This window comes from Bacillus sp. FSL K6-3176, from assembly GCF_038003325.1.
Taxonomy (GTDB): Bacteria; Bacillota; Bacilli; order Bacillales; family Bacillaceae; genus Bacillus; species Bacillus altitudinis.
The window spans coordinates 210,312-233,277 of the sequence record NZ_JBBOOX010000001.1 but is presented as its reverse complement, the minus strand read 5'-3'; the positions used below and the strand labels follow the sequence as shown (position 1 = coordinate 233,277).

Genomic DNA, 22,966 nt, shown 5'->3' with positions numbered 1-22,966 from the left:
GCTAAACGATCTTATTCTCTTCTATTCAGCGTGATGCTGACGATCCATATAAAGCGGCGGCCTCTTTAATGAAATCACTGCACAGCTAAAGGCAATCAGCACAAAAACAGCGCCGAATTTAGCCAAATCAACAGATGAACCGGTCATTGTAAACATGACACCGCCCACGGCTGATCCAATGGAAATCCCAATTTGCAAAGCGGATGTATTCAAACTCTGCTGAATATCAGACGTCACAGGGTCTGTTTGAATCAAATAGCTCTGCAAAGCAGGTGTCAGTGCCCAGCTAAGAGCACCCCATAGGACAACCATCACCATAAAGAGCATAAACACTCCCGCTGTATAAGGAAGGATAAACATCACAATGGCAAACGCCATGGTCACAAGCAAAATGGCTTTTCCTGATCCTAGTTTGTCACTCAGCCAGCCGCCAAACCCATTCCCGCCAATCGACGCAAGTCCGAAGACCAAATAACAAATACTAATCCAAAACGGAGTCATATGCAGAACTTCCATCAAAAATGGCGTGAAATAAGAATACAGCATATAATGACCAGCAAGCATGAACAAACTAATCAAATGTGCACTGAAAATTTTCGGATGCCCTAAAGAACGAATTTGTTCTTTAAGCGGCGTGACTTTTTCAACAGGCATTTTCTCCAATAGAAAATAAATGAGTACCATAGATATGGCTGACAGAATACTGATTCCTAAAAACATCACTCTCCAGCCAAAGCTCTCTGTAATAAAAATACCGATCGGTACACCGAGAACAAGTGATGAGCTAATCCCAATAAAAATCAGACCTAATGCTTTCGCTCGATGCGCTGGTTCCACCAGCTTGGCGGTAATCGTCAATGATAGTACCACAACAAGCGCTGTACTCATGGCAATCAAGACCCTAGAGATCATGACAAGGGCAAAGGTGGAACTAAAATATGTGAATACATTGCCTAATGTAAAGACCAATAATGCGATTAAATAAAGACGCTTTCGTTCGATTTTGGCTGTGACGGTCAGTAGCACCGGTGCTGAAATAGCATACACAATCGCAAATACCGTGATCAGCTGCCCAGCTGTCGCAAGAGACACATTGAGATCCTCTGCTAAACTTGGCAGAATGCCCCCGACCACAAGCTCAACTAATCCAACCGCAAAAGTAGAAACAGCTAATAAATAAACTCTCCAGTTCATGTCTAACATCCCTTCTCTATATCATGGCTTTCACTTTTGATACAGGGTGCAGACAAACAAAAAAACCCTGATTACAAAAAAGGAAAGCGCGCTTTTGTAATCAGGATTTATCGGATCCTGGTAGAAACCCTCAAACCATATTATTGAGGTTATACAAGTCTATTTTTTTCTTCAAATATATTAGCATAGCCTTCCATAACGTGCAAGCTGCAAAAACAGAAAGTGTCTGCCAATGGCTCAGCAACATAAACGACCTCAGAAGGGCATGAAATGAACTTGCGGACCAACTTGCTTTCTCCCCCATTTACAGGTAAACTGATGAAAAATCAACGAACAAGAATCAACGTAGATCTGGAATAGTAGCTTGAATCGATCTTTACCAGAGAGGGAACGGTGCTGAGAAGTTCCTACTGACATCTTCAAGTGAACCTGCCGATTTAGTTCTGTTTCATACAGCGGTTCATACCGTTATCATGATCGAGTGTAAAGCTGTGCTTTAAATTAGGGTGGTACCACCAGGAATGGTCCCTAACTTAAAGCACAGCTTTTTTGTTTTTTTAAAAGGAGGAAAAAGACGATGTCAAAGAAACAATTTGTTGAGAAAATTACAAGCATGGAAGACGACTTTGCCCAGTGGTATACAGATGTTGTCACAAAGGCGCGTCTCGTCGATTATTCAAGCGTTAGAGGCAGTATGATCATTCAGCCATACGGTTTTAAAATTTGGGAGAATATTCGCGACGAACTTGATCGTCAAATCAAAGAAACGGGTCACGAGAATGTCTATATGCCGCTCTTTATCCCAGAAAGCCTTCTCCAGCAGGAAAAAGATCATATCGAAGGCTTTGCTCCTGAAGTGGCATGGGTGACACATGGCGGTGATTCGGAATTACAGGAAAGACTCTGCGTCAGACCAACATCCGAGGTGCTGTTCGCCGAGCATTATAAAAACATCATTCATTCCTATCGTGATTTACCGAAGCTATATAACCAATGGGCCAATGTCGTCCGCTGGGAAAAGACAACACGTCCATTCCTTAGAACCCTTGAATTCCTCTGGCAGGAAGGGCACACTTGTCACGAGACTGAGCAAGAAGCGATTGAAGAAACAGAAAGAATGCTTCATATCTATGCGTCTATTTGTGAAGAGCTTCTAGCGATCCCTGTCATTAAAGGCAGGAAAACAGAGAAAGAAAAATTCGCTGGCGCCCGCTTCACCTATACGGTTGAAAGCTTGATGCATGATGGAAAAGCCCTGCAAACCGCCACTTCTCACTTCTTCGGCAACGGATTTGCCAAGGCGTTTGGCATTGAATTTTTAAATCGAGAAGGAAAATTAGAGCATGTCCAGCAAACATCATGGGGCTTCACCACAAGAATTATTGGCGCTATGATCATGGTGCATGGCGATGACAGAGGACTTGTCCTGCCGCCAAACATTGCGCCAACCCAAGTACGTGTTGTGCCAATTGCTTCCCATAAAGAAGGTGTCCTCGATCATGCCTATGAATTAAAGGATAGACTCGCCCGCATCGCACGCGCTGACATCGATGCAAGTGATAAACAGCCTGGCTGGAAATTCAACGAATGCGAAATGCAGGGCATCCCATTACGCGTAGAAGTAGGACCAAAGGATATGGAAAAAGGTCAGGTGATGCTCGCAAGACGAGACACTGGTGAAAAGCAAGCCGTCACATTAGATGCACTTGAACAAACCATCACGTCCACGCTTGAAGACATTCAGCAGACGATGTACGAAAAAGCAAAAGAACGATTACATGAAAAAACATCAAACGCCCACACAATCGAAGACATCGAGCAGCTTCTTGCCGAAGAAAACAGGTTGATCAAAGCCATGTGGTGCGGCGATGAAGACTGTGAAAACGACATCAAAGAGAGAACAGGGGCGACATCACGCTGTATCCCGTTTGAACAAGAATCCGTTTCTGACACATGTGTCTGCTGCGGGAAACCAGCTTCTGATATGGTGTTCTGGGCAAAAGCCTACTAATCATATTTCAAATTTTTTACAAATAATGCAGGGGTTTGTCTATACACTGAAGCATCTTATACGATGCTTCTTTTTTGTTAAAAAGAGCCAAATATCCATTGACCTCCTTCACACAATCCCCTATAATTCATATTAATATAATCGGTTTTTAAGACTTTAACTGGAGTGGTGATCTATGAAGCGCTGGCTCTCAATATTTAACGAACGTTGTCCAAAATGTAAAACAGCATTAGATGTCTCGAAGTCCAATGCCTTGCAAGGCAAAGTCGTGAAAACATGCCCCAATCTTCATTATCAAAAAGAGTACCACCCTGCACTTGAAACGTATATCGAGCACGATGATATGAAATAAAAAGGACCAACACATGGAAAAGAGCCCTTGCTCTCAGTTGTTGGTCTTTTTTTTATAATAAATCCAGCCAGATTTTAATTGCTGTAGCTGTAATCATCACGGCAAGTGCCCATTGCAAATAAACGGCATTGATCTTCTGACCAATCTTCGCCCCAATCGGCGCAGCAATCAAACTGGCTGCCATTAAGACAAGCGCAGGCATGAACATGACTTGACCAGTCAGCACTTTCCCAGCCGATGCGCCGATCGCAGAGAGAAACGTAATGGCCAGAGACGAGGCAATCGTCATCCGCACAGGGATTTTGAGAATCGATAGCATCACCGGCACTAAAATAAAGGCACCGCCTGCACCTAATACACCGGATACACTTCCGATCACAAAGGCAATACCAGCCGCCAATCCTTTATGAAAGGTCACCTCTCCATCTGCTTCTGCCCGCTGACCTTTTTTCGGAACAAGCATTAAAATGACAGCGACAATGGCAAGCAGACCATAGACTACATTGATGCCTTTCTCTGGAAGGAAATGTGATAAATAGCTGCCTAATAAACTCCCTGCCAATATACTGCTCCCCATATATAAAATCAATGGACGATGTAAAAATCCGCTTTTTCGATACGCCAGCACACCGCCGAGTGTCGAAAACAGTACTTGAATGGCACCAATCCCTGAAACCTCGTGAGCCGATAATGCCATCACTCCGACAAGAGGTGGGATATAAAGCAGCATGGGATAGTTGATCACCGATCCTCCTATTCCGACCATTCCTGATAAGAAGGAACCAATAAATCCGATGATAAATAAAGTAATGAAAAATGCAAAATCCACGCTGGTCTCCTCCTTTGCAAAAGGAAAAGGGGTTCCCTCATAGATACCCCTCTCCCCTTTAGGACCCTTTTCTCACCCAGAACTTCAGCACATGCCCTTCATCCGTCTGCATGATCAATTCATGTCCGCTTGACTTAGCCCATGCAGTCAAATCAGCTTTGGCCCCTTTATCTGTTGCATGTATTTCTAATACTTGGCCTTCAGCCAAGTCGTTCATTTTTTTCTTCGTCCGAATAATCGGCATTGGGCATGCAAGCCCGGTTACGTCTAAAATGTGATCTGATGTCATCTGATCATCCCTCGCTTCTTTATTTTATTGAACATTATCGAATCGCACAACGGTTTGGACCAATTTCCATGTCTCGCTGCGCTTCCTCGTCTGGATGCAGCTTCCCCATATTGGTAGACCGAATGTCTTGATAAGCGTTTGGCTGTGCAGGAAGATCCTGCGTGACCATTTGTCTAAATACGTCTTCATCTTCAATGTTCAGCCCGTGATTTTCTTCGAACAAAGCGCCCAGCTCCTTCCAAACGCTCCCGTCTTCATTAAGCTCCTCCACGATCATAAAATGTGCAGGTAGCACAATCAATTCTGCCGAAAGCGCCGTATATCGCGTATAAAGGGTTTCCCTCAAATCACCTACCCAGTCCTCCGCCATACCGGCTAGATCAGGTCGTCCGATCGAATCAATGAACAAAATATCACCTGAAAGGAGATAACGGTCGTCTACGATAAAAGAGGTTGAACCAATCGTATGGCCTGGTGAATAAAGGGCGTGAATATCAATATCCGCCGCTCCAATCGTCACACGCTGACCTTCTTCAAGGTGATTGTACGCAAATGTCACCTCTTCGGCGTCTTTTGGCGGTAGCCAGTAGGTGGCCCCAGTCTGTTCAGCCAGCTTTTTCCCGCCAGATATATGGTCCGCATGAAGGTGCGTATCAAACACATGCGTCACTGTGACATGATGCTTTTTAGCAAATTGCGTATAGACCTCCGTCATTCTAGCTGCATCAATAATCGCAGCTTCTCCATTCGACATGATCATATACGACAAGCATCCCTTGCCCATTCGCACAAATTGGTACAACTCTCCTCCGCCAGTTAAATCACCGATCTTCACTGGCTCTAAATGCTCACTCCATGCCTTCATGCCGCCTTGCAAATAATGGACCGTTCTGCCTGCCTCTGACAGCATCTCTGCCACCATAATAGAAGAGCCCTCTTTCGCACAAACGACCAGTACATCTAGGTCATCCGGTATGTTCTCCACCATATCCTCTACGCCATCAAGAAGCTCAAAGTAAGGCACATTTAAATATTCAACGGCTTTCCCTTCAATTTTCCAGTCCTGCACATCTGATTCGTTTCGTACATCCAACAAAAAGATCGGCTCTTTGTTGATGATCTTTTTTGTTAACTGTTCTGCTGTCATTGCTTTTACAGTCATTGGTTCATTCAGCTCCTATTTTTCAATCTCTCCTGTCCAGCTGTTCATGCCTGGCACTACATTGATCAATTGATGAAATCCTTTTTCTTTTAACTTTTGAGCGGCTAATTCACTTCTTCTGCCTGAATGACAGATGAGGTAAATGAGCGTCTCTCGGTTCAATTCTTCAGCACGTTGTTCCACCTCGCCAAGAGGAATGTGAACAGCTCCTGGAATATGGCCCGCTTCATATTCATCTGGCTCTCGTACATCTAAAATAAACAATGACTGATCTTCTTTTACCTTCTGTTGAAACATGTTCAACGACATTTCCGAAATCATTGACTGCTCTTCCTGTTTCGCTCCGCCTTTACGAATCAAATGATGAAGCACCTGTCCTTCTACTTTTGTTCCTAAAAATTCATGACCGGCGCTTTTTGACCAAGCTGCTAAATCCGCTGTAGACCCTTTGTCAGTTGCTTGCACTTCAAGCACATCTCCTGGCAAGAGCTCATTCATTTGTTTTTTCGTTTTGACAATGGGCATTGGGCATGCCAATCCTTTTGCATCTAGAATTGCTGTTGGTTGCTGCATTGTTTTTCCTCCTTTTTATAGGGGTGGGGGTATATTTTAAAACCTATTTATACCTATAATCGCCAAGCATTCATGCCACCCTTGATATTCGTAATGTGGGTAAATCCCTGTTTTTTTAATAATTTAGCCGCCTGCATACTTCTCATCCCGCTTTGGCAGATCACATAAATTTCTTTGTCTTTCTCAAGCTCATGCGCTCGATTCCTTAACTGTGGTAAGGGGATATTTTGAAATCCTTTTATATGATTTGTTTGAAACTCTAAAGGTGATCGCACGTCTATCAGCTGTTGATGCCGACTATGCAATTTAGGTTTCAGATGAGCTGCGTCCATTTGTTTCACACCCCGTACAGGAAGAAAACGGCTCACAAGCAAAGCGATCACAATGATGAGCAAAAGCGTTTGAATCATGTATGAACACCTCCCTAGATAAATAAGTTCACATTCCCGATTTCTGCCTCTGCTAAATACGCTGCCACACCTGCATATTGAATGTCTGCTAGTAACTCGTTCTCCTGTAGCCCTAAAAGATCCATCGTCATCGTACATGCCACGAGGTTGATGTCTTGTTCCTTCGCCATATCAATGAGCTGCGGCAGGGTCATGGCATTGTGTTTGTTGATCACATGCTTAATCATCTTCGGTCCCATTCCTGCAAAATTCATCTTTGACAGCCCCATTCGATCAGCGCCACGCGGCATCATTTTACCAAACATTTTTTCTAAAAATCCCTTCTTCAGTGGCACCATCTCTTCCTTACGCAAGGCATTCAGCCCCCAAAAAGTATGAAAAATAGTCACCTCGTGATCATAAGCTGCTGCGCCATTTGCAATAATATAAGCGGCCATCGCTTTATCATAATCTCCACTAAATAAAACAATTGTTGTTCGTTTTTTCTGTTCCTCCATCATGATCCTCCTTATATAAATTACCCGTGGGGGTATATTGAAAACAAAAAATATATACACATACCGGTAAGGGTATATTATAACAAGTAAAAAAATTCGTCAACCTCCAAAGGCTGAGGAATTTCTTACCGGCTTTTCACCAAGAGCTCAACCGCTTCTTTGACAAGCCCCTCTGTATCCTTGCCCTGCTCAAGACTTTCACGGACACATTGTTCAAGGTTTGTACTCACAATCACACCCATTGCCCGATCAATCGCATTACGAGATGCAGACAGCTGCGTCACCACCTCGCGGCAATCCTTTCCCTGCTCCATCATCGCAAGAACCCCTTTAATCTGCCCTTCAATCCGGCGAAGACGATTCTTCATCTGCTGATTATACTCCACGTTTAACACTCCTTTCTCTTTTCCCTATGATCAGATAGTATACCCTGATAGGTATTTAGTCAAACATGATGAATCAGTATAAAAGAGCTGCTGAGAGCAAATGTCACAGCAGCCTGTTCTCTTTAAGCACTCGCTTCCTCTCTAGAGCGCTTATTTCCTTTGTAAATAAAATAAAGAGCGATCAGCATAAAGAACAATGCCAATATGCGTTTGAGATCAAGTGAAATCATTAGGCTATGGAACCAGCCAAAATGATCAATGACCATTCCAATGACAAGCTGACCAGCAATCCCCGCAATATTCGCAGCAATGACACCGATTTTCGGAACAGCGATCACTGTCAGGATTAAATAAGCCGTTCCAAGAAAAGCCGCACTCAACTGCCACTTTGGTGCATGCAAGAGATTCAACAGATGGCCGCTCCCAAAGAATAAAATCAGAATGGTCAAAAACATCGTACCCGTTAAAAAGGTCAAAAAGGTCGTTTCAATCGTACCCGCTCTCCTGCTAAACGTACCGTTTATGGAAGATTGCGCACTTAACGTAATGCCTCCGATGAAAGTAAATAAAATTAACAATAATGCCATATCGACATTCCTCCTAATGAATAAGAATAAGGGCAATGATCATCGAAATGACCGCAAATACCTTCTCTTTGTTTACTCTCGTTCTCTGACTCCCAAGCCAGCCAAAATGCTCAATCACCATACTCATCAGCAGCTGACCAATAATGACAGCAACCATCGTTACCCCCACACCAACAAATGGAACACTCACCACAATAGACGTTAAATACACAACCCCCATCGCTCCGCCAAGCAGTGACCATTTCGGTGCCTTCAACGTATAGGAAAGGTCACCTTTGCCAAAAAAGAGCCACAATAAACCCATAATAATTGAACCGACAAAAAAGTTATAAAAACTCGTTTCTAACTGTCCGATCGACTTCCCAAGTTCCGCATAGATGGCTCCTTCAAAACTAAGTGCCGCACCCGCTAATAGCGCAAGTACATAAAAAATCAAACGCATCATCAAATCTCCTTCAATTCATATATTTATATATCTAGATAAACAGATATATAGAATAGAAAAAAACAGAAATCACACATCCTTTAGATCTCTGTTTTCATATATTGTCCGATCTGTTGGATAAATTCTTCATTTCGTCTATAGTATGTCCATTGCCCATGCCGTACCGATTCGAGCAGACCAGCCTTTTGCATCAAATGTAAGTAGCTAGAGACCGTTGATTGAGAAATTTGCGCCTTTTCTTGAATATCCCCAACACAAACGCCCCCCTTATAACTAACCTCCTTCGGTAAATGAGCGCCTTGCTTAGGAAAATGCTTCTCTGGTTCCTTAAGCCACTTTAAAATATTCAACCTTGTTTCATTCGATAATGCCTTAAACACATCAATAGGTTCCATGGCAGACATTGTATATCTAGAAATACCGATATGTCAAGCCATTGCATATTCACCTCTAAATTGGTAAAAAGGAAATAATCAACGCTATAAGGAATATTTCAAGGAAAGAGGGTAACCCATGACTTTACAGCATTATATTGGATCAAACAAAGAACTGCCGCTTGGTACCATTGGTCAAAATCCTACCTATAAACCATTCTCTGAACTCAATATCAGCATGTTTGATAAAAAACAAAAAAAGCCCAAAATCTATCAAAAAGAAGATCTTTTGATAGAAGTATTTGAAACAGAAGAGGATTTCGAAGGCATTCACATTGATTATCTAGATCCCGTCTATGAAGAGGTAAGAGACAAATTCACGCACCCTTTTGTTTATGAATTAGACATCATTCATTCTCTTCGTGCACTTTTTAAATTCATTGAAAAAGAGCTGTCAAAAGGAGAAACCATCGAAATCTATTCTTGTCTAAATGAACTCGAAATGAAAGAAAAGGACGATCAATTGGATGTAGAAATTGACCTAAGCAAAAAACGGTTTGGAAAACATATCGATTTTAAAGGGATCGATGAACTGATTGATATGTTTGAATTAGAAAACTTACAATATGTACTAGTGAAGAGGTAGAGGAGAATTGACAAGTTACATCAAAATGCTGTGTTATTAGAGATTGTAGAAGCGTAACCTTGGTTAAGCAAAGATCAATTGAAGTTATGAATAGAAAAGCGAATATAAATGTAACACGGAGGTAGTTGAAGGAACCAAAATCCCCTCAATTACCTCTTTGCAGATCGTCGTAAACTTTTTCAAAAATGTCTATTGGTATTGAATACTTCGTAGTCTTATCATTACGGTAATTAACCACTATATCTATATTATGATGTTGCTTTTTTTCAAATTCAATAATTGAGTTCTCCCATCTATCTCTAACGGAAATGACACAATTACCGTTTTTCTTTTCCTTTTTCTGATAAACATAATCCATTTTATCTCTGTCCGTTCTCATTATTTTGTATTAGATAAGCGAATAGACGGCATCGATACCCAAAGAAGCTAAATGTCATAATTAAGTTTTAAGAAGTAAAAAAATAATTTCTATCATAAATACCTAATTTATTTACTTTCTGAACATGGAAGGATACCTCATCTCTCCAAACAATAGCTAGCCTTCAATTAAACGTTTTAACTTAAGCTCCGTTTCAGTATCCTCAACGGGTGTATAGACACTGCATCTTAAATCAGTATCCCCATACACTTGTAATGAAGTGAGATTAAACAACATTTTACCTGCCTTAGCATGACGAAATTCAATTAATACTTCAGGTGCATAGCTGATCTCATTTTCATTCCATATTTTACGAAACTCAGGATATGCCTGCTCCATTTCTTCTATAAATTGCTCATACCAGTCATCCGCCACATACTGTCCATAATACGTTCTAAATATGGCGATATATCCTCTTACAAAATGCTCCCAATTCACGGCTAAACTTTTAAATTCCTTTCTTGCGAATAGTAAGCGGATGATATTTCTTTCTGCCGGGATGATTTGTTCAAAGTCCAAAAATACATTAGCTGCTGCTTGATTCCACCCAACAATCTGACTTCTTCTATCAGATATAATCGTTGGACAATAACGAAGTTCCTGCAGAATTTTCACTAAAGCCGGACTGATTTCCTTCTCATTCTCAATGATATAGGATTGTTTCACACCTTCCTCTAACGCTAAAGCGTACAAATATCTCCTTTCATCGTTGTTTAATTGTAATGCACTAGAAATCGCATCTAATACCGAAGTAGATACTTTTATATCTCTGCCTTGCTCTAACCAAGTATACCAAGTAAGACTCACACCGGCTAGTTGAGCCACTTCTTCTCTTCTGAGTCCTGGTGTTCTTCGGCGGGTTCCTACAGGTAAACCAACCATTTGAGGCGTGATTTTTGAACGTTGGTTCTTTAGAAATTCTGATAATGCTTGAAGTCTTGTTTCAGGTTTCATTAAGGTCTCCTTTTAAAATATTATTCATTATACTAGGATAAACAACAACTTGTAATAGGATAACACAATGGCTAAAGTTAATAAAAACAAGGAGGGAATGATCATGAAAAGAGTTGTCATTACTGGAATGGGAGTTATTTCTCCACTAGGAAATGATATAGATAGCTTTTGGAATCAACTAGTTCAAGGACAATCGGGAATATCTCTCATTGATTCTTTTGATACGACTGATTATAAAACAAAAATAGCTGGAATCGTTCGTGATTTCGATGCAGATGAAATATTAGGGAGAAAAGAAGCAAAACGATTAGATCGTTTTAGTCAGTTTGCCTTAGCAGCGGCCGAACAAGCATTAGAACATTCACAATTACAGTTAGATCAAGTAGATCTTGAACGTTTAGGCGTATATGTTGGATCAGGAATTGGGGGCATACAATCGCTTGTTGATCAGGTGAATGTATTAGATAAACGAGGTCCATCGAGAGTAAGCCCTAGCCTTGTCCCCATGATGATTTCAAATGCAGCTGCGGCCCAAGTCAGCATCAAATTAGGCGCACAAGGGCCATCATTGTCACCGGTCACAGCTTGCTCTATCGGGAACACCTCTATTGGTGAAGCTTTCAATGCGATCCGAAATGATGAAGCAGATATTATATTTGCCGGTGGAGCAGAAGCTGCCGTCAATCAGATATCTTTGGCTAGCTTTGGAAACGCACATGCACTATCTACTAGAAACCAGGACCCAAGTCGAGCCAGCCGCCCATTCGATACAGATAGAGATGGCTTTGTGATGAGTGAAGGCGCAGGTATCTTAGTATTAGAATCATTAGACAACGCAATTCTTAGAGATGCGCCGATATTATGTGAAGTAGTGGGATACGGGGCTAGTTCAGATGCACATCATATGGTCGCTTCACACCCAGAAGGTAGGGGTGCCTACTTAGCCATGAAGAAAGCATTGAGAAGTGCAGATATATCAACAAGTGAAATCGATGTTATTAGTGCTCATGCAACAAGTACACAAGTAGGTGATCGTTCAGAAGTTCTAGCGATTAAGAAATTATTTGGTGATCGTTCAGGTGAAATTCCAACAACGGCAAACAAATCAATGACTGGGCACATGTTTGGTGCTGCTGGCGGAGTAGAAGCGATTGCTTTAGTGGAAAGTTTGAGACGAGGATTGATTCCGCCAACTATTAATGTAGAGAAGCAAGATCCAGATTGTAACTTAGATGTTGTATTGGAAGCGAGACAGCTTCCATTGAAATATGGGCTATCCAATTCTTTTGGTTTTGGAGGACATAATTCAGCCATCTTGTTAAAACATTACGATTGAAGTAGGAAAAAGGTGAAATACTGAAATGACAAGGGTTTATGACCCTTGTTTTTTTATGATGGGAATACCTCACAGATAAATGATGACGAGCCTCAGCAATCTGATATATTAAATGGAGAAAAGAAAATACTTAAAAAATTGAAAGAGCAGGTGACCCATGCCAAACAACCAAACACCCAACCCACTCATCACGGAAAAATCACCCTACCTCCTTCAACACGCCCACAACCCAGTTCACTGGTACCCGTGGGGGCAAGAAGCATTCGACAAAGCGAAACGTGAAAATAAACCGGTGCTTGTCAGCATCGGCTATGCCACTTGCCACTGGTGCCACGTCATGGCACACGAAAGCTTTGAAGATCAACAAGTCGCTGACATCCTAAACGAGCATTTCATTTCAATCAAGGTCGATCGTGAGGAGCGTCCAGACATTGACTCGATGTATATGTCCGTTTGTCAGATGATGACGGGGCAAGGAGGCTGGCCGCTCAACGTGTTTGTCACGCCTGATCAAAAGCCTTTTTATGCGGGGACATACTTTCCAAAAAGAAGTGCTTACGGCCGTCCCGGCTTCATTGAAGCACTGACGCAATTGCTGGATGCGTATCACAACGATCGTGATCATATTGAATCATTGGCAGAAAAGGCAACAAATAATTTACGGATCAAGGCAGCAGGGCAGACAGAAAATACGCTCACTCAGGAGTCGATTCACAAAGCCTATTATCAGCTCATGAGCAGCTTTGATACACTGTATGGCGGCTTCGGTTCTGCGCCTAAATTTCCTGCGCCTCATATGCTCACGTTTCTCATGCGCTATTTTGAATGGACAGGGCAAGAAAATGCGTTATATGCTGTCACAAAAACGTTAAACGGCATGGCAAACGGCGGTATTTATGATCATATTGGTTCTGGATTTACTCGATATTCAACCGATGAAAAATGGCTTGTGCCGCATTTCGAAAAGATGCTGTATGATAACGCCTTGCTGATAGATGCCTACACCGAAGCCTATCAAATCACTCAACACCCTGAGTACGAAAAGCTTGTCCAAGGCCTCATTCAATTTATCAAACGAGACATGATGAATCGTGACGGCTCTTTTTATTCGGCAATCGATGCCGATTCAGAAGGAAAGGAAGGGCAATATTACGTTTGGACAAAAAAGGAGATCATGACCCATTTAGGCGATGACCTCGGCACTTTATTTTGTGCGGTCTACCACATCACAGAGGAAGGAAATTTTGAAGGACAGAACATCCCTCATACCATTTCCACCTCATTTGATGACATCAAGGCAGCATATTCAATCGACGACCAAACCCTTTATTCTAAACTGCAATTCGCTCGAAACATCTTACTCACTGTAAGACAGCAGCGACCTGCACCGCTGATCGATGACAAGGTACTCACATCGTGGAATGCGCTGATGATCTCCGCACTTGCCAAAGCAGGGAGTGTCTTTCATGAAGAAGAAGCCATACGCATGGCAAAACAGGCAATATCTTTTCTAGAAACACACCTCGTCCAGCAGGAACGGCTCATGGTCCGCTACAGGGAAGGGGACGTAAAGCATCTAGGCTTTATCGAGGATTATGCGCACATGCTCACAGCGTATATGTCTTTATACGAAGCGACCTTTGACCTAGATTGGCTGACAAAAGCCAGAGCCGTTGGTGAAAATATGTTTGAACTATTTTGGGATGAGCAAATCGGGGGCTTTTTCTTCTCAGGCTCAGATGCAGAAACGCTTATCGTTCGTGAAAAAGAAGTATACGACGGGGCCATGCCGTCTGGTAACAGCACTGCACTCCAACAGCTTCTGAAACTAAGCAGAATGATCGGACGTCAAGACTGGATCGAAACACTAGAGAAGATGTTCAGCGCCTTTTACGTAGATGTCTCTTCCTATCCAAGCGGACATACCGCCTTTTTACAAGGACTATTGAGCCAATATGCCGCAAAACGAGAAATCATTATTCTTGGGAAAAAGGGCGACCCGCAAAAAGAACAGCTTCTACAAGCATTGCAAAAACGATTCATGCCATTTGATCTCATTTTAACTGCCGAAACAGGGCAAGAATTAGCAAGGCTCGCACCTTTTGCAAAAGATTACAAAACGATCAACGACAGTACGACAGTCTATATTTGTGAGAACTACAGTTGCCGCCAGCCGATCACCAATCTCGACGAAGCGATGGAACAATTATTTCAAATTTGAGCTGTCATATGATGACTATGAGAAGACAAAATGAGGACAAACAGATAAAAAAAATGTCAATCCGCTAACAATTCGTCTGTACGGTTTTATTTTTCCTCTAAAACGGTTAGAATGCGCACTAGATGTTCTCATACCGAAGGGAGAGAAAATAATTGAAAAAAGTATCATATACACTCATTGCTTGTCTGTTATCAGTGGGGCTTGCAGCCTGCTCATCAAACGATGCGAAACAGGATAAGCAAAACGATTCAGCCAACAGCAAGGAAACAACACAGGCTGACCAAAAAGAGCAGCAAAAGCAAATGGAAGAGATGCAAAAGAAATTAGACGCACAAAAAATTGATGATCAAAAGGTCGTTGCGACCGTCAACAAAGATAAAATCACAGGAAGTGAATACAATAGCGCCTTATCGACCATTCAAGGTCAGCTTCAGCAGTCAGGACAAGACCCAACATCTAAAGAAGGCGCAAAAGCTGTCAAAAAGCAAACCATTGATGCGCTAGTAGGTCAAGAGCTCATCCTGCAAGATGCTGAGAAGAAGGGCTATAAAGCCTCTGACAAACAAGTCGATAAACAGCTAAAAGAAGAAAAGAAACAATTTAAAGACAATGCTCAATTTGAAGAAGCACTCAAAAAGAGCGGACTGACAATGGATCAGCTGAAAAGTGATATTGCCGACAGCATCAAATACAGCCAATATGTCGACAAAGAAATTAAATCAGCCTCTGTGTCTGAAAAAGACGTCAAAGCGTACTATGACCAATACGCCGAACAAATGAAAAAACAAAAACAAAAAGCACCTGATTTCAAAGACGTCAAATCACAAATCAAGAAGCAGTTAGAATCTCAAGAAAAGCAAAAAGAAGTACAAAAAGAAATTGATCAACTAAAGAAATCTGCAAAAATTGATGTATCGATTTAACCACTATTAAAAATCCGCCATTGTGCGGATTTTTTTCATCACTTCATGAACTGTTTTTCCAAAATAATGACAAAAGCCTCATCATAAACATCTACTCCATCCGATATGATGGGAGTACAAAAGAAAGCGTTATCAATTCTTTTGTCTCTGAAAAAGTACAAGATCAAAGACAGACCTCGTACTTTTGTTTCAGTCATATCTACAAGAGGAGGATGTTTATGTTCAAATGGTTTAAACCCGCTCCGCATATCGACAGGCTCGATGATGCCAAAACAGACGAAACCTATAAACGGCTGCGTCTGCAAGTCTTTTTGGGGATCTTCATCGGATATGCGGGCTACTATTTGCTGCGCAAAAATTTCGCATTTGCCATCCCTTATTTACAGGAAGAGGGGTTCACAAAAAGTGAATTAGGCTTTGTACTGGCGGCTGTTTCAATCGCTTATGGCTTTAGTAAATTCATTATGGGGATGATCTCAGACCGGTGTAACCCAAGATACTTTTTAGCCGCTGGACTCTTTCTATCAGCTCTTATCAATATTCTATTTGTCTCATTTCCATGGGTGACATCCAGTGTATGGATCATGTTTTTATTCATGTTCTTAAACGGCTGGTTTCAAGGAATGGGGTGGCCGCCATGCGGACGAACGATGGCACATTGGTTTTCGGTGAGTGAACGTGGAACAAAAATGTCGATTTGGAACGTCGCTCACAATATCGGTGGAGGAATTCTTGCACCGCTTATTACATTAGGAATTGTTTTGTTTGCGACGTGGAAAAGTATCTTTTTCTTCCCTGCCATCATCGCCATTATCGTCTCCTTCGTCATCATTCTTCTCGTACGGGACACCCCGCAATCCGCTGGTCTTCCGCCAATTGAAGAATACCGAAATGACTATCCGGCACTACAATATGAAGATCAAGAAAAAGAATTAACCGTAAAAGAGATTTTATTTAAATATGTACTCAACAATAAATTCCTTTGGTATATTGCCATTGCCAACGTCTTTGTGTACTTTGTCCGTTACGGGGTCGTAGACTGGGCACCTACCTATTTAACAGAAGCAAAAGGATTCTCACCAGAGCATTCACGCTGGTCTTATTTCCTTTATGAATATGCAGGCATCCCTGGTACATTATTGTGCGGGTGGATTAGTGACCGCTTCTTTAGAAGCCGCCGCGCACCAGCAGGCGTCCTCTTTATGATTGGCGTGTTAATTGCGGTTCTCGTGTACTGGTTAAACCCTGCCGGCAATCCAATGGTTGATAATATTGCCCTCATCAGCATCGGGTTTTTAATTTACGGACCCGTCATGCTCATTGGACTGCAAGCCATTGATCTCGCTCCGAAAAAAGCCGCTGGCACTGCTGCCGGGCTGACAGGATTCTTTGGGTATATTGGTGGCTCTGCTTTTGCTAATGCCATGATGGGTGTCGTCGTCGATCACTATGACTGGACAGGAGGTTTCATTTTACTAGTTGGTTCTTGTATCCTTGCGATTGTGTTCCTCGCCATGACATGGAATACAGGAAAACGCGTAGAGCAAGCTTAATGAAAATCACATAAAAGATTCATCTCCGCCCAACATGCCCTTTACATCTATTTCTTATGATAGAGGCAGTTACCGTAAAAGGAGGATAAAATATGAAGAAAAGTAGATTACTTGCTTTCGTGTTACTCTCTTTTGCTTTACTGTCTTTTGGTTGGGTGCCGACCACCATATCGGCACATGAACATCTTTTATCTCCAGATCGCATTTTAACCGTTGCACACCGCGGAGCATCAGGGTATGCCCCAGAGCATACCCTGGCTTCCTACAAGCTCGCCACAAAGATGAATGCAGATTACCTCGAACTTGACCTTCAAATGACAAAGGATGGACACCTTATCGTCATGCACGATGAAACAGTTGACCGGACGACAAACGGAACAGGCTGGGTCAAAGACCTCACACTTGCCGAAATCAAACAGCTCGATGCCGGTGCATGGTTTAACGAAGCCAACCCCGACAAACAAAATGCCCACTTTATTGGACAACAAGTCCTCACATTAGATGAGGTATTACGCTACTTCGGTAAACGAGAAAATTATTATATTGAAACCAAAAAACCAGACATCTATCCGCAAATGGAAGAAAAACTATTGGCCGTCTTAAAGAAACATCATCTTCTTGGAAAACATACGAGAAAAGGGCAGGTCATCATCCAATCTTTCAGCCAAGAAAGTCTATTAAAATTGCAGAAACTCGCCCCTCGGCTTCCAAAAGTACAGCTATTAGATAGAGCGCAAATGACGTCTATTACAGATGATCAGCTCGACTTCATCAAATCGTATGCAGTGGGGATCGGACCGAATTTTAGAGCGTTGACACTTGAAAATGTCCAGCAGGTCAGAAGCCATGGACTCCTCCTTCACCCATATACGGTAAACAGCGAAGCAGACATGACACGTCTTCTGCAATACGGCGTCACCGGTCTTTTCACCAACTTTCCAGATGTCTTTCAGCGTGTCAAAGCTTCTCTGTAAACGACAAAAGCCTTGCCGGTCCACTCCGCAAGGCTTTTGATTATTTCACCGTTTGATCAGAAGAAGCTGTTTCAATCGGTTTTCGTTTACCAATTCCAAAGATGAAGAAGCTAAGCGCTACAACAATCAAGAAAACAATCCCCACAATAAGAGAAATACGCGTATCCTGATTAATGAGCATAAACACAAGAACCATCAATAAAAAGCCAATCGTAAGATAATTAGAAACTGGTGCTAGCGGCATCTTGAATGGATGCTGATCAAGCGCTGCCCCCTTCGCTTTTCTGAAGCCAATATGACTAATCAAAATGACAAACCAAGGCACCATACCAGGAAGGACACTGGCACTATACACATAAACGAAAATGTTTGGCGGCGAAACATAATTTAAGACCACCCCAACCGCTAAACCAATCAGCACAGCAAATGTCCCAAAATACGGTACACCATTCTTCGAAATTTTTGTGAAGAAAGCAGGTGCCTGTCCATTCACACCTAATGTATAAAGCATACGTCCCGCACTGAAGATTCCACTATTACAGCCGGACATCGCTGCTGTAATAACAACAAAGTTAATAATACCTGCTGCTGCCGTAATTCCAATTTTCGCAAACGTCGCCACAAATGGACTGCCGAGCGTATTCAGCTGATCCCACGGATACACCGTCACGATGACAAAGATCGCACCGATATAGAAAATCAAAATACGCCAGATGATGCTTTTGATGGCATTTGTCAGCGTCTTTTGCGGATTTTGCGCCTCACCTGCAGTAATCCCAATAAGCTCTACCCCTTGATAGGCAGCAATCACTAGGGACAATGCAAACAAGAAACCGCTAAATCCACCTGTAAAGAATCCGCCATGCGCCCAAAGGTTAGACAAACCAATCGCTGTTCCACCATTGCCAAACCCAAAGAAAATAATGCCTAAACCTGCAATGATCATTAAAATAATCGTCACAATCTTGATCATCGCAAACCAGAATTCAAACTCACCGAATGACTTAACCGAAATTAAGTTGGCCGCACCTAAAATGATCATGGCGATTAATCCCGGAATCCACGCTGGTAAATCAGGGAACCAATATTTCATATAAGCGCCTACGGCGATAATCTCAGACATTCCAACAATGACCCACTGGAACCAGTTACTCCAAGCTGTCATATACCCCGCAAGCGGATGAATATATTGATGCCCAAATGTAGCAAACGATCCCGTACTCGGTTCAAGATACAACATTTCTCCCATCGCACGCATAATAAAAAAGATAAAAATACCACACACTGCGTACGCTAGAAGAACCGATGGACCTGTCCATTGAATGGCTTTAGCTGACCCCATAAATAAGCCAACACCAATTGTGCCGCCAAGCGCGATCATTTGAATATGACGAGCACTTAACCCTCTCTTTAATTCCTTTTGAGCCACTTCTATTCCCCCTCATCAACAAACAACATAAAAAATAAAAAATCAGAATTTTCATTCTGATTCAAAATCTTCAATCTTTCGATGTATATTATCATAATAAATCTACCCTTAAAAAACAATTGTTTTTTTGAGGAAAACACTATTAACAAAATATTCTGACATAAAAAGATATTCAAATTATTTTATATTGATATATCGAATCAGAGGATCATCATCGCTTCAATGACCATCACTTAATAGAAAAGAACCTCCCCTTATATCGACCTCAAAGCTTTTCCCTCCATTTTTATAAACCATTCTATCCTGATCATCAACACAAGGAAAGTCATTGTGAAAAGTACCTGATCTTTTCTTCACATAACAAATAAATCCATCATTTTCCGGAATTGCCACTTTGACAGATGATCCAGTTGACGTCGATTTGAGCGAATGCAACATGGCCTTTGAATGTATCTGTACCCTTCTGCCTATTAAATTCAGATCAATATCTGAAAAAGCACCTACCATCTCCACTTTTGACGAAGTAGTACGCAGGCTCAATGTCTGCGTGTTGAGCTGTTGACTAGAGATAAGTCCACCCACTGTCTGCAAGCGCAGATGCTTGATTTCTCCCGTGAACATGGACTTTCCAGAAATCAATTGGCAGTCAGCCTCCTTCACCTTCAGTCCATCCAAGAATAGATTTGCTCCTTTACAATGAATAGACAAGGACTGTAACTGTGCCTGAGGGAGGTAAATCTCCAAATTCGTTTGATGAAGATGAAGCCCCAAGCTGATCGCTCGTTTTCTTTTATCTTGAATGACTAGCCTGCCTTCCTGCACTTGATGATGCAGTAAATACCGATGGGGGAATACATGATTGGTGGTCTGCTTCATCAATAAATAAGGATGATCATGGTGATAAAGGCGAACATCTCCCACCAGCCAGTTTAACGAAAGTTCCGTTATTGCTTCTTCAATTTGAACCGTATGCTTCACATGTCTCCACCCTTTTCCCATCATGAATTACCTCGTTTGCAGCCGGCCGATGCGGCTCCACAATTCCAAGATCACAATGAGGATTGCTGCAATCATCACTCCTGACAGGATGAGGTTCATTTGATCATTGCCATAAATGGCGAGCGATACATTTCCTAAAACAGCACATAAAACAATGGCAGTCAGGACGGTCATCAAAACAGATTTCTTGCTCAACCCTATTCTCATCGCCATCATGCCAATCGCTTGAACACAAACAATCAACATAAAGAATGTTTTCATCAATTGAAACAGAGAACCTGCCGTCAGCGTATCGTGAACAATAGGGAAAAACAATTCAGTCACACTAAACACAACAAACGAAGGAATGATACTACACATCATCGCAAACGTTGAAAGGCACACCATCCATATCATATGAGAAAGGAATCTCACTGAATTGGATGTGCGTTCCTGATAAACCATCTTGCCTACACGCCAATACAGCATAGCTGTGATGATAGAAAAAAAGATCATCCATACTGTACTCGTTAACAAATAAATATTCGTATATTGCTGAAAACCCGGTTCGCGTTCAATTTTTGCAGCAAACGCAATAAAATAGATGAATACTAGCAGCACAATACTCGCGATGAAACTAGCTTGAATATACTGCTTCATGTGGCCTTTTCTTAGCTCAACCTTCATAAAATGAATCATACGTCATCCTCCTATCAGTTGGCATTCTTTATCTTTCGGGCAGATCATACCCGCCAATTTCAGCATAGTGCGCTGTCACCTTTTGAATAAATAGATCACTCACAATATCCACGCCAAGCCCCTTCATCATCTGCTTTAAAAAACACAAACGCTGGACCGTTTCTTCATGATTGCGTACAAACAATGTGGGATTCAACCATATATTCACAAGAAGCAAAAATACTTCTGCCACTTCACCAGGAAACTTAGTTTCCATCGAACCATCCTCAATCCCTTCAATGATTAACTGTTTGATTCTCAAAGCATCCTGATTGACACCTGTCTTCATGCCTTCAATCACAAATTGCGGATTTTTCATCTGATCAACCAAGATCCCATCAATCGAATGAGACTGCGGGTCTGCCACAAGCTGCTCTAGGATCAGCTGGAGCTTCTCTTTCGCATGAGCTGCTTCCGTATGCTCAATTAACTCCTCAAGCTTCTCGGTTGCGTAACGAAACTGCCGATCCATCACGCCGCGTAATATTTCATCCTTCGATTTAAAATGATGATAAATAGCCCCTTTAGACATATTCAATTCATGGATAATATCTTGCAAACTTGTCTTTTCAAATCCCTTTTCCTGAAACAACTTTGTCGACACGTCCAAAATTTGCTGCATCGTCTTTTCTGGATACTTATTTCGCGCCAGTTCAAACGCCTCCTTTTACATACCGACCGTCGGTATGTTTATTTATATTTTTCATTATAAACGGTTCATGCAGATTTGTATACAAAAAAAAGACCGCTCACACGGTCTCCTCAAGCTCAAAATGCAAATTCATCGGCACATCTGGCAAAGCCGAGGCCTCCTCCATATTCGTTGTAGGTGTTTTCTCATCCACTTCCTCAAATCGAAAACCGTCAGCCCAGACTGTTCCATGTCCGCTGAGTAGCACTCCAAAATGAATGGATTCACTGCGCGTAGGAACATCTAATACGATCGCATATTGATTCCATTCCGTAGAATCTGTCACAGGTCGATTCTGCATATTATCAAACTGCACCGTATCACCCTTTCCGTCATCTACCCGCATCCAAATTCCTGCTGAAGATACATTCTCTGTTTTCAAGAAAGCAGAAAGCTTCAATCGCTTGCCTGCATACTCTTTTGCTTGAAACCCCTGCATCATTGTCGCAAACTGTCCATCTTGTACGCCTTCTTTAGATGATAAAACACCTGATTGCTTACCCGTATGAAATTCTGCTGTATCAACACCCATCTCATACATATGCGGATGTGAACCACTCAAACCCCAGCCAGGTACTGCTTCATGTAATGTCATCGAATCTTCCTCCTTTTTCATTTGCATGTCTCTCATCATGGACCTGTACATTCCGGGAGGTAAGGAATACAGATGCTTAAAAGCACGCGTAAAGGCTTCCTGCGATTGGAATTGTAACGAAAAAGCGATGTCTAAAATCCCCTGATCCGTATACAAAAGAAGCTGTGCAGCCGTAGCTAATCTTCGTTTCCGCACATATTCCCCCATCGACAGCCCGGTTTCTCGTTTAAACACACGCAGCAAATGAAAATGTGAATATCCTACTCTCTCAGGCACCTGTCTCAGCGACAGTTCATCCATCAAATGCGACTCCAAATAAGAAATCACCTCTTGCGTCACCCGACTATACATCATCTCCCTCACCTCTTCTTGATCATAAAACAAATCAGTTCACTCGTTTT

The 22,966-nt window shown here is 42.1% G+C and carries 26 protein-coding genes and 1 riboswitch; of the genes, 8 read left to right on the top strand and 18 right to left on the bottom strand.

The features are described from left to right. Positions 1-21: 21 nt before the first annotated feature. Positions 22-1,194, bottom strand: a complete 1,173-nt coding sequence (locus MHB38_RS01330; RefSeq protein ID WP_017358727.1) for an MFS transporter — start codon at positions 1,192-1,194, stop codon at positions 22-24. 77 nt (positions 1,195-1,271) lie between these two features. Beyond that, positions 1,272-1,371: riboswitch (purine riboswitch) on the bottom strand. Between the two features lie 400 nt (positions 1,372-1,771). Here MHB38_RS01330 and proS point away from each other — a divergent pair. Next, positions 1,772-3,205 (top strand): proline--tRNA ligase, encoded by a 1,434-nt coding sequence (proS, locus tag MHB38_RS01325; RefSeq protein WP_035703007.1) that lies wholly within the window; start codon positions 1,772-1,774, stop codon positions 3,203-3,205. Positions 3,206-3,380: 175 nt separating this feature from the next. Then, complete coding sequence (locus tag MHB38_RS01320) at positions 3,381-3,557, top strand: hypothetical protein (protein ID WP_017358723.1); 177 nt, start codon at positions 3,381-3,383, stop codon at positions 3,555-3,557. A gap of 52 nt (positions 3,558-3,609) precedes the next feature. Here MHB38_RS01320 and MHB38_RS01315 read toward each other — a convergent pair whose 3' ends face one another. The 10 genes from MHB38_RS01315 to MHB38_RS01270 all read right to left on the bottom strand — a co-directional run bounded on the left by MHB38_RS01315 (position 3,610) and on the right by MHB38_RS01270 (position 9,130). Continuing rightward, positions 3,610-4,386, bottom strand: coding sequence for a sulfite exporter TauE/SafE family protein (locus MHB38_RS01315; RefSeq protein ID WP_017366514.1), 777 nt, complete (start codon positions 4,384-4,386; stop codon positions 3,610-3,612). Positions 4,387-4,444: 58 nt separating this feature from the next. Continuing rightward, entirely contained in the window at positions 4,445-4,675 is a 231-nt protein-coding gene (locus MHB38_RS01310; protein WP_341002091.1) for a sulfurtransferase TusA family protein, read from the bottom strand. A gap of 34 nt (positions 4,676-4,709) precedes the next feature. After that, entirely contained in the window at positions 4,710-5,837 is a 1,128-nt protein-coding gene (locus MHB38_RS01305; RefSeq protein ID WP_202734042.1) for an MBL fold metallo-hydrolase, read from the bottom strand. A gap of 15 nt (positions 5,838-5,852) precedes the next feature. Continuing rightward, positions 5,853-6,410 carry a sulfurtransferase TusA family protein gene (locus tag MHB38_RS01300; protein WP_008343883.1) on the bottom strand — a complete coding sequence of 186 codons (558 nt, stop codon included), beginning with the start codon at positions 6,408-6,410 and terminating at the stop codon, positions 5,853-5,855. A gap of 53 nt (positions 6,411-6,463) precedes the next feature. Then, complete coding sequence (locus tag MHB38_RS01295) at positions 6,464-6,820, bottom strand: rhodanese-like domain-containing protein (RefSeq protein ID WP_142153704.1); 357 nt, start codon at positions 6,818-6,820, stop codon at positions 6,464-6,466. A gap of 14 nt (positions 6,821-6,834) precedes the next feature. Then, on the bottom strand, positions 6,835-7,317 hold the full coding sequence (locus MHB38_RS01290; RefSeq protein WP_148780777.1) for a DsrE/DsrF/DrsH-like family protein: 483 nt from the start codon (positions 7,315-7,317) through the stop codon (positions 6,835-6,837). A gap of 125 nt (positions 7,318-7,442) precedes the next feature. Next, on the bottom strand, positions 7,443-7,703 hold the full coding sequence (locus MHB38_RS01285) for a metal-sensitive transcriptional regulator (protein WP_003217059.1): 261 nt from the start codon (positions 7,701-7,703) through the stop codon (positions 7,443-7,445). Positions 7,704-7,825: 122 nt separating this feature from the next. Beyond that, complete coding sequence (locus MHB38_RS01280; protein ID WP_202734044.1) at positions 7,826-8,290, bottom strand: DMT family transporter; 465 nt, start codon at positions 8,288-8,290, stop codon at positions 7,826-7,828. A 13-nt stretch (positions 8,291-8,303) separates the two neighbouring features. Continuing rightward, positions 8,304-8,732, bottom strand: a complete 429-nt coding sequence (locus tag MHB38_RS01275) for a DMT family transporter (RefSeq protein ID WP_008343887.1) — start codon at positions 8,730-8,732, stop codon at positions 8,304-8,306. 83 nt (positions 8,733-8,815) lie between these two features. Continuing rightward, positions 8,816-9,130 carry an ArsR/SmtB family transcription factor gene (locus MHB38_RS01270; protein ID WP_008343888.1) on the bottom strand — a complete coding sequence of 105 codons (315 nt, stop codon included), beginning with the start codon at positions 9,128-9,130 and terminating at the stop codon, positions 8,816-8,818. A gap of 118 nt (positions 9,131-9,248) precedes the next feature. On the opposite strand from MHB38_RS01270, the gene MHB38_RS01265 reads away from it, so the two are divergent. Beyond that, complete coding sequence (locus MHB38_RS01265; protein WP_202734045.1) at positions 9,249-9,755, top strand: hypothetical protein; 507 nt, start codon at positions 9,249-9,251, stop codon at positions 9,753-9,755. Between the two features lie 145 nt (positions 9,756-9,900). On the opposite strand, the gene MHB38_RS01260 is transcribed toward MHB38_RS01265, so the two are convergent. Both MHB38_RS01260 and MHB38_RS01255 read right to left on the bottom strand, forming a co-directional pair. Next, the gene (locus MHB38_RS01260) at positions 9,901-10,113 is read right to left on the bottom strand and encodes a hypothetical protein (protein ID WP_234922817.1); all 213 of its coding nucleotides are present in this window, start codon (positions 10,111-10,113) and stop codon (positions 9,901-9,903) included. Between the two features lie 177 nt (positions 10,114-10,290). Next, positions 10,291-11,127, bottom strand: a complete 837-nt coding sequence (locus MHB38_RS01255) for a helix-turn-helix transcriptional regulator (protein WP_025206654.1) — start codon at positions 11,125-11,127, stop codon at positions 10,291-10,293. Between the two features lie 103 nt (positions 11,128-11,230). Here MHB38_RS01255 and fabF point away from each other — a divergent pair, with 103 nt between their 5' ends. From fabF to MHB38_RS01230, 5 genes are all read left to right on the top strand, one after another. After that, positions 11,231-12,463, top strand: a complete 1,233-nt coding sequence (gene fabF / locus MHB38_RS01250) for a beta-ketoacyl-ACP synthase II (RefSeq protein WP_202734047.1) — start codon at positions 11,231-11,233, stop codon at positions 12,461-12,463. A gap of 157 nt (positions 12,464-12,620) precedes the next feature. Beyond that, positions 12,621-14,684: a thioredoxin domain-containing protein gene (locus MHB38_RS01245; RefSeq protein WP_202734049.1), complete on the top strand. Its 2,064-nt coding sequence runs from the start codon at positions 12,621-12,623 to the stop codon at positions 14,682-14,684. A 152-nt stretch (positions 14,685-14,836) separates the two neighbouring features. Beyond that, on the top strand, positions 14,837-15,607 hold the full coding sequence (locus tag MHB38_RS01240; protein ID WP_017358711.1) for a SurA N-terminal domain-containing protein: 771 nt from the start codon (positions 14,837-14,839) through the stop codon (positions 15,605-15,607). A gap of 218 nt (positions 15,608-15,825) precedes the next feature. Further along, positions 15,826-17,160 (top strand): glycerol-3-phosphate transporter, encoded by a 1,335-nt coding sequence (gene glpT, locus MHB38_RS01235; RefSeq protein ID WP_202734051.1) that lies wholly within the window; start codon positions 15,826-15,828, stop codon positions 17,158-17,160. A 92-nt stretch (positions 17,161-17,252) separates the two neighbouring features. Next, positions 17,253-18,134 carry a glycerophosphodiester phosphodiesterase gene (locus MHB38_RS01230; RefSeq protein WP_017366505.1) on the top strand — a complete coding sequence of 294 codons (882 nt, stop codon included), beginning with the start codon at positions 17,253-17,255 and terminating at the stop codon, positions 18,132-18,134. A gap of 40 nt (positions 18,135-18,174) precedes the next feature. On the opposite strand, the gene MHB38_RS01225 is transcribed toward MHB38_RS01230, so the two are convergent. The 5 genes from MHB38_RS01225 to MHB38_RS01205 form a co-directional block, all read right to left on the bottom strand. Continuing rightward, positions 18,175-19,563: an amino acid permease gene (locus MHB38_RS01225; RefSeq protein WP_048002321.1), complete on the bottom strand. Its 1,389-nt coding sequence runs from the start codon at positions 19,561-19,563 to the stop codon at positions 18,175-18,177. A 219-nt stretch (positions 19,564-19,782) separates the two neighbouring features. After that, positions 19,783-20,562, bottom strand: a complete 780-nt coding sequence (locus tag MHB38_RS01220; RefSeq protein WP_231493302.1) for a DUF4097 family beta strand repeat-containing protein — start codon at positions 20,560-20,562, stop codon at positions 19,783-19,785. Positions 20,563-20,568: 6 nt separating this feature from the next. Beyond that, positions 20,569-21,240, bottom strand: a complete 672-nt coding sequence (locus MHB38_RS01215; protein ID WP_202734052.1) for a bacitracin ABC transporter permease — start codon at positions 21,238-21,240, stop codon at positions 20,569-20,571. Positions 21,241-21,268: 28 nt separating this feature from the next. Beyond that, complete coding sequence (locus MHB38_RS01210; RefSeq protein ID WP_046342507.1) at positions 21,269-21,901, bottom strand: TetR/AcrR family transcriptional regulator; 633 nt, start codon at positions 21,899-21,901, stop codon at positions 21,269-21,271. Positions 21,902-22,028: 127 nt separating this feature from the next. Continuing rightward, the gene (locus MHB38_RS01205; RefSeq protein ID WP_202734053.1) at positions 22,029-22,919 is read right to left on the bottom strand and encodes a helix-turn-helix domain-containing protein; all 891 of its coding nucleotides are present in this window, start codon (positions 22,917-22,919) and stop codon (positions 22,029-22,031) included. Positions 22,920-22,966: the final 47 nt, after the last annotated feature.

Coding starts and splice junctions, on each gene's coding strand:
- MHB38_RS01320 (WP_017358723.1), top strand. CDS start 3,381: ATGAAGCGCTGGCTCTCAATATTTAACGAACGTTGTCCAAAATGTAAA.
- MHB38_RS01220 (WP_231493302.1), bottom strand. CDS start 20,562: ATGGGAAAAGGGTGGAGACATGTGAAGCATACGGTTCAAATTGAAGAA.
- MHB38_RS01230 (WP_017366505.1), top strand. CDS start 17,253: ATGAAGAAAAGTAGATTACTTGCTTTCGTGTTACTCTCTTTTGCTTTA.
- glpT (WP_202734051.1), top strand. CDS start 15,826: ATGTTCAAATGGTTTAAACCCGCTCCGCATATCGACAGGCTCGATGAT.
- proS (WP_035703007.1), top strand. CDS start 1,772: ATGTCAAAGAAACAATTTGTTGAGAAAATTACAAGCATGGAAGACGAC.
- MHB38_RS01300 (WP_008343883.1), bottom strand. CDS start 6,410: ATGCAGCAACCAACAGCAATTCTAGATGCAAAAGGATTGGCATGCCCA.
- MHB38_RS01310 (WP_341002091.1), bottom strand. CDS start 4,675: ATGACATCAGATCACATTTTAGACGTAACCGGGCTTGCATGCCCAATG.
- MHB38_RS01330 (WP_017358727.1), bottom strand. CDS start 1,194: ATGAACTGGAGAGTTTATTTATTAGCTGTTTCTACTTTTGCGGTTGGA.
- MHB38_RS01255 (WP_025206654.1), bottom strand. CDS start 11,127: ATGAAACCTGAAACAAGACTTCAAGCATTATCAGAATTTCTAAAGAAC.
- MHB38_RS01245 (WP_202734049.1), top strand. CDS start 12,621: ATGCCAAACAACCAAACACCCAACCCACTCATCACGGAAAAATCACCC.
- MHB38_RS01215 (WP_202734052.1), bottom strand. CDS start 21,240: ATGATTCATTTTATGAAGGTTGAGCTAAGAAAAGGCCACATGAAGCAG.
- MHB38_RS01280 (WP_202734044.1), bottom strand. CDS start 8,290: ATGGCATTATTGTTAATTTTATTTACTTTCATCGGAGGCATTACGTTA.
- MHB38_RS01210 (WP_046342507.1), bottom strand. CDS start 21,901: ATGCAGCAAATTTTGGACGTGTCGACAAAGTTGTTTCAGGAAAAGGGA.
- MHB38_RS01290 (WP_148780777.1), bottom strand. CDS start 7,317: ATGGAGGAACAGAAAAAACGAACAACAATTGTTTTATTTAGTGGAGAT.
- MHB38_RS01305 (WP_202734042.1), bottom strand. CDS start 5,837: ATGACTGTAAAAGCAATGACAGCAGAACAGTTAACAAAAAAGATCATC.
- MHB38_RS01205 (WP_202734053.1), bottom strand. CDS start 22,919: ATGATGTATAGTCGGGTGACGCAAGAGGTGATTTCTTATTTGGAGTCG.
- MHB38_RS01275 (WP_008343887.1), bottom strand. CDS start 8,732: ATGCGTTTGATTTTTTATGTACTTGCGCTATTAGCGGGTGCGGCACTT.
- MHB38_RS01270 (WP_008343888.1), bottom strand. CDS start 9,130: ATGGAACCTATTGATGTGTTTAAGGCATTATCGAATGAAACAAGGTTG.
- MHB38_RS01295 (WP_142153704.1), bottom strand. CDS start 6,820: ATGATTCAAACGCTTTTGCTCATCATTGTGATCGCTTTGCTTGTGAGC.
- MHB38_RS01260 (WP_234922817.1), bottom strand. CDS start 10,113: ATGGATTATGTTTATCAGAAAAAGGAAAAGAAAAACGGTAATTGTGTC.
- MHB38_RS01265 (WP_202734045.1), top strand. CDS start 9,249: ATGACTTTACAGCATTATATTGGATCAAACAAAGAACTGCCGCTTGGT.
- fabF (WP_202734047.1), top strand. CDS start 11,231: ATGAAAAGAGTTGTCATTACTGGAATGGGAGTTATTTCTCCACTAGGA.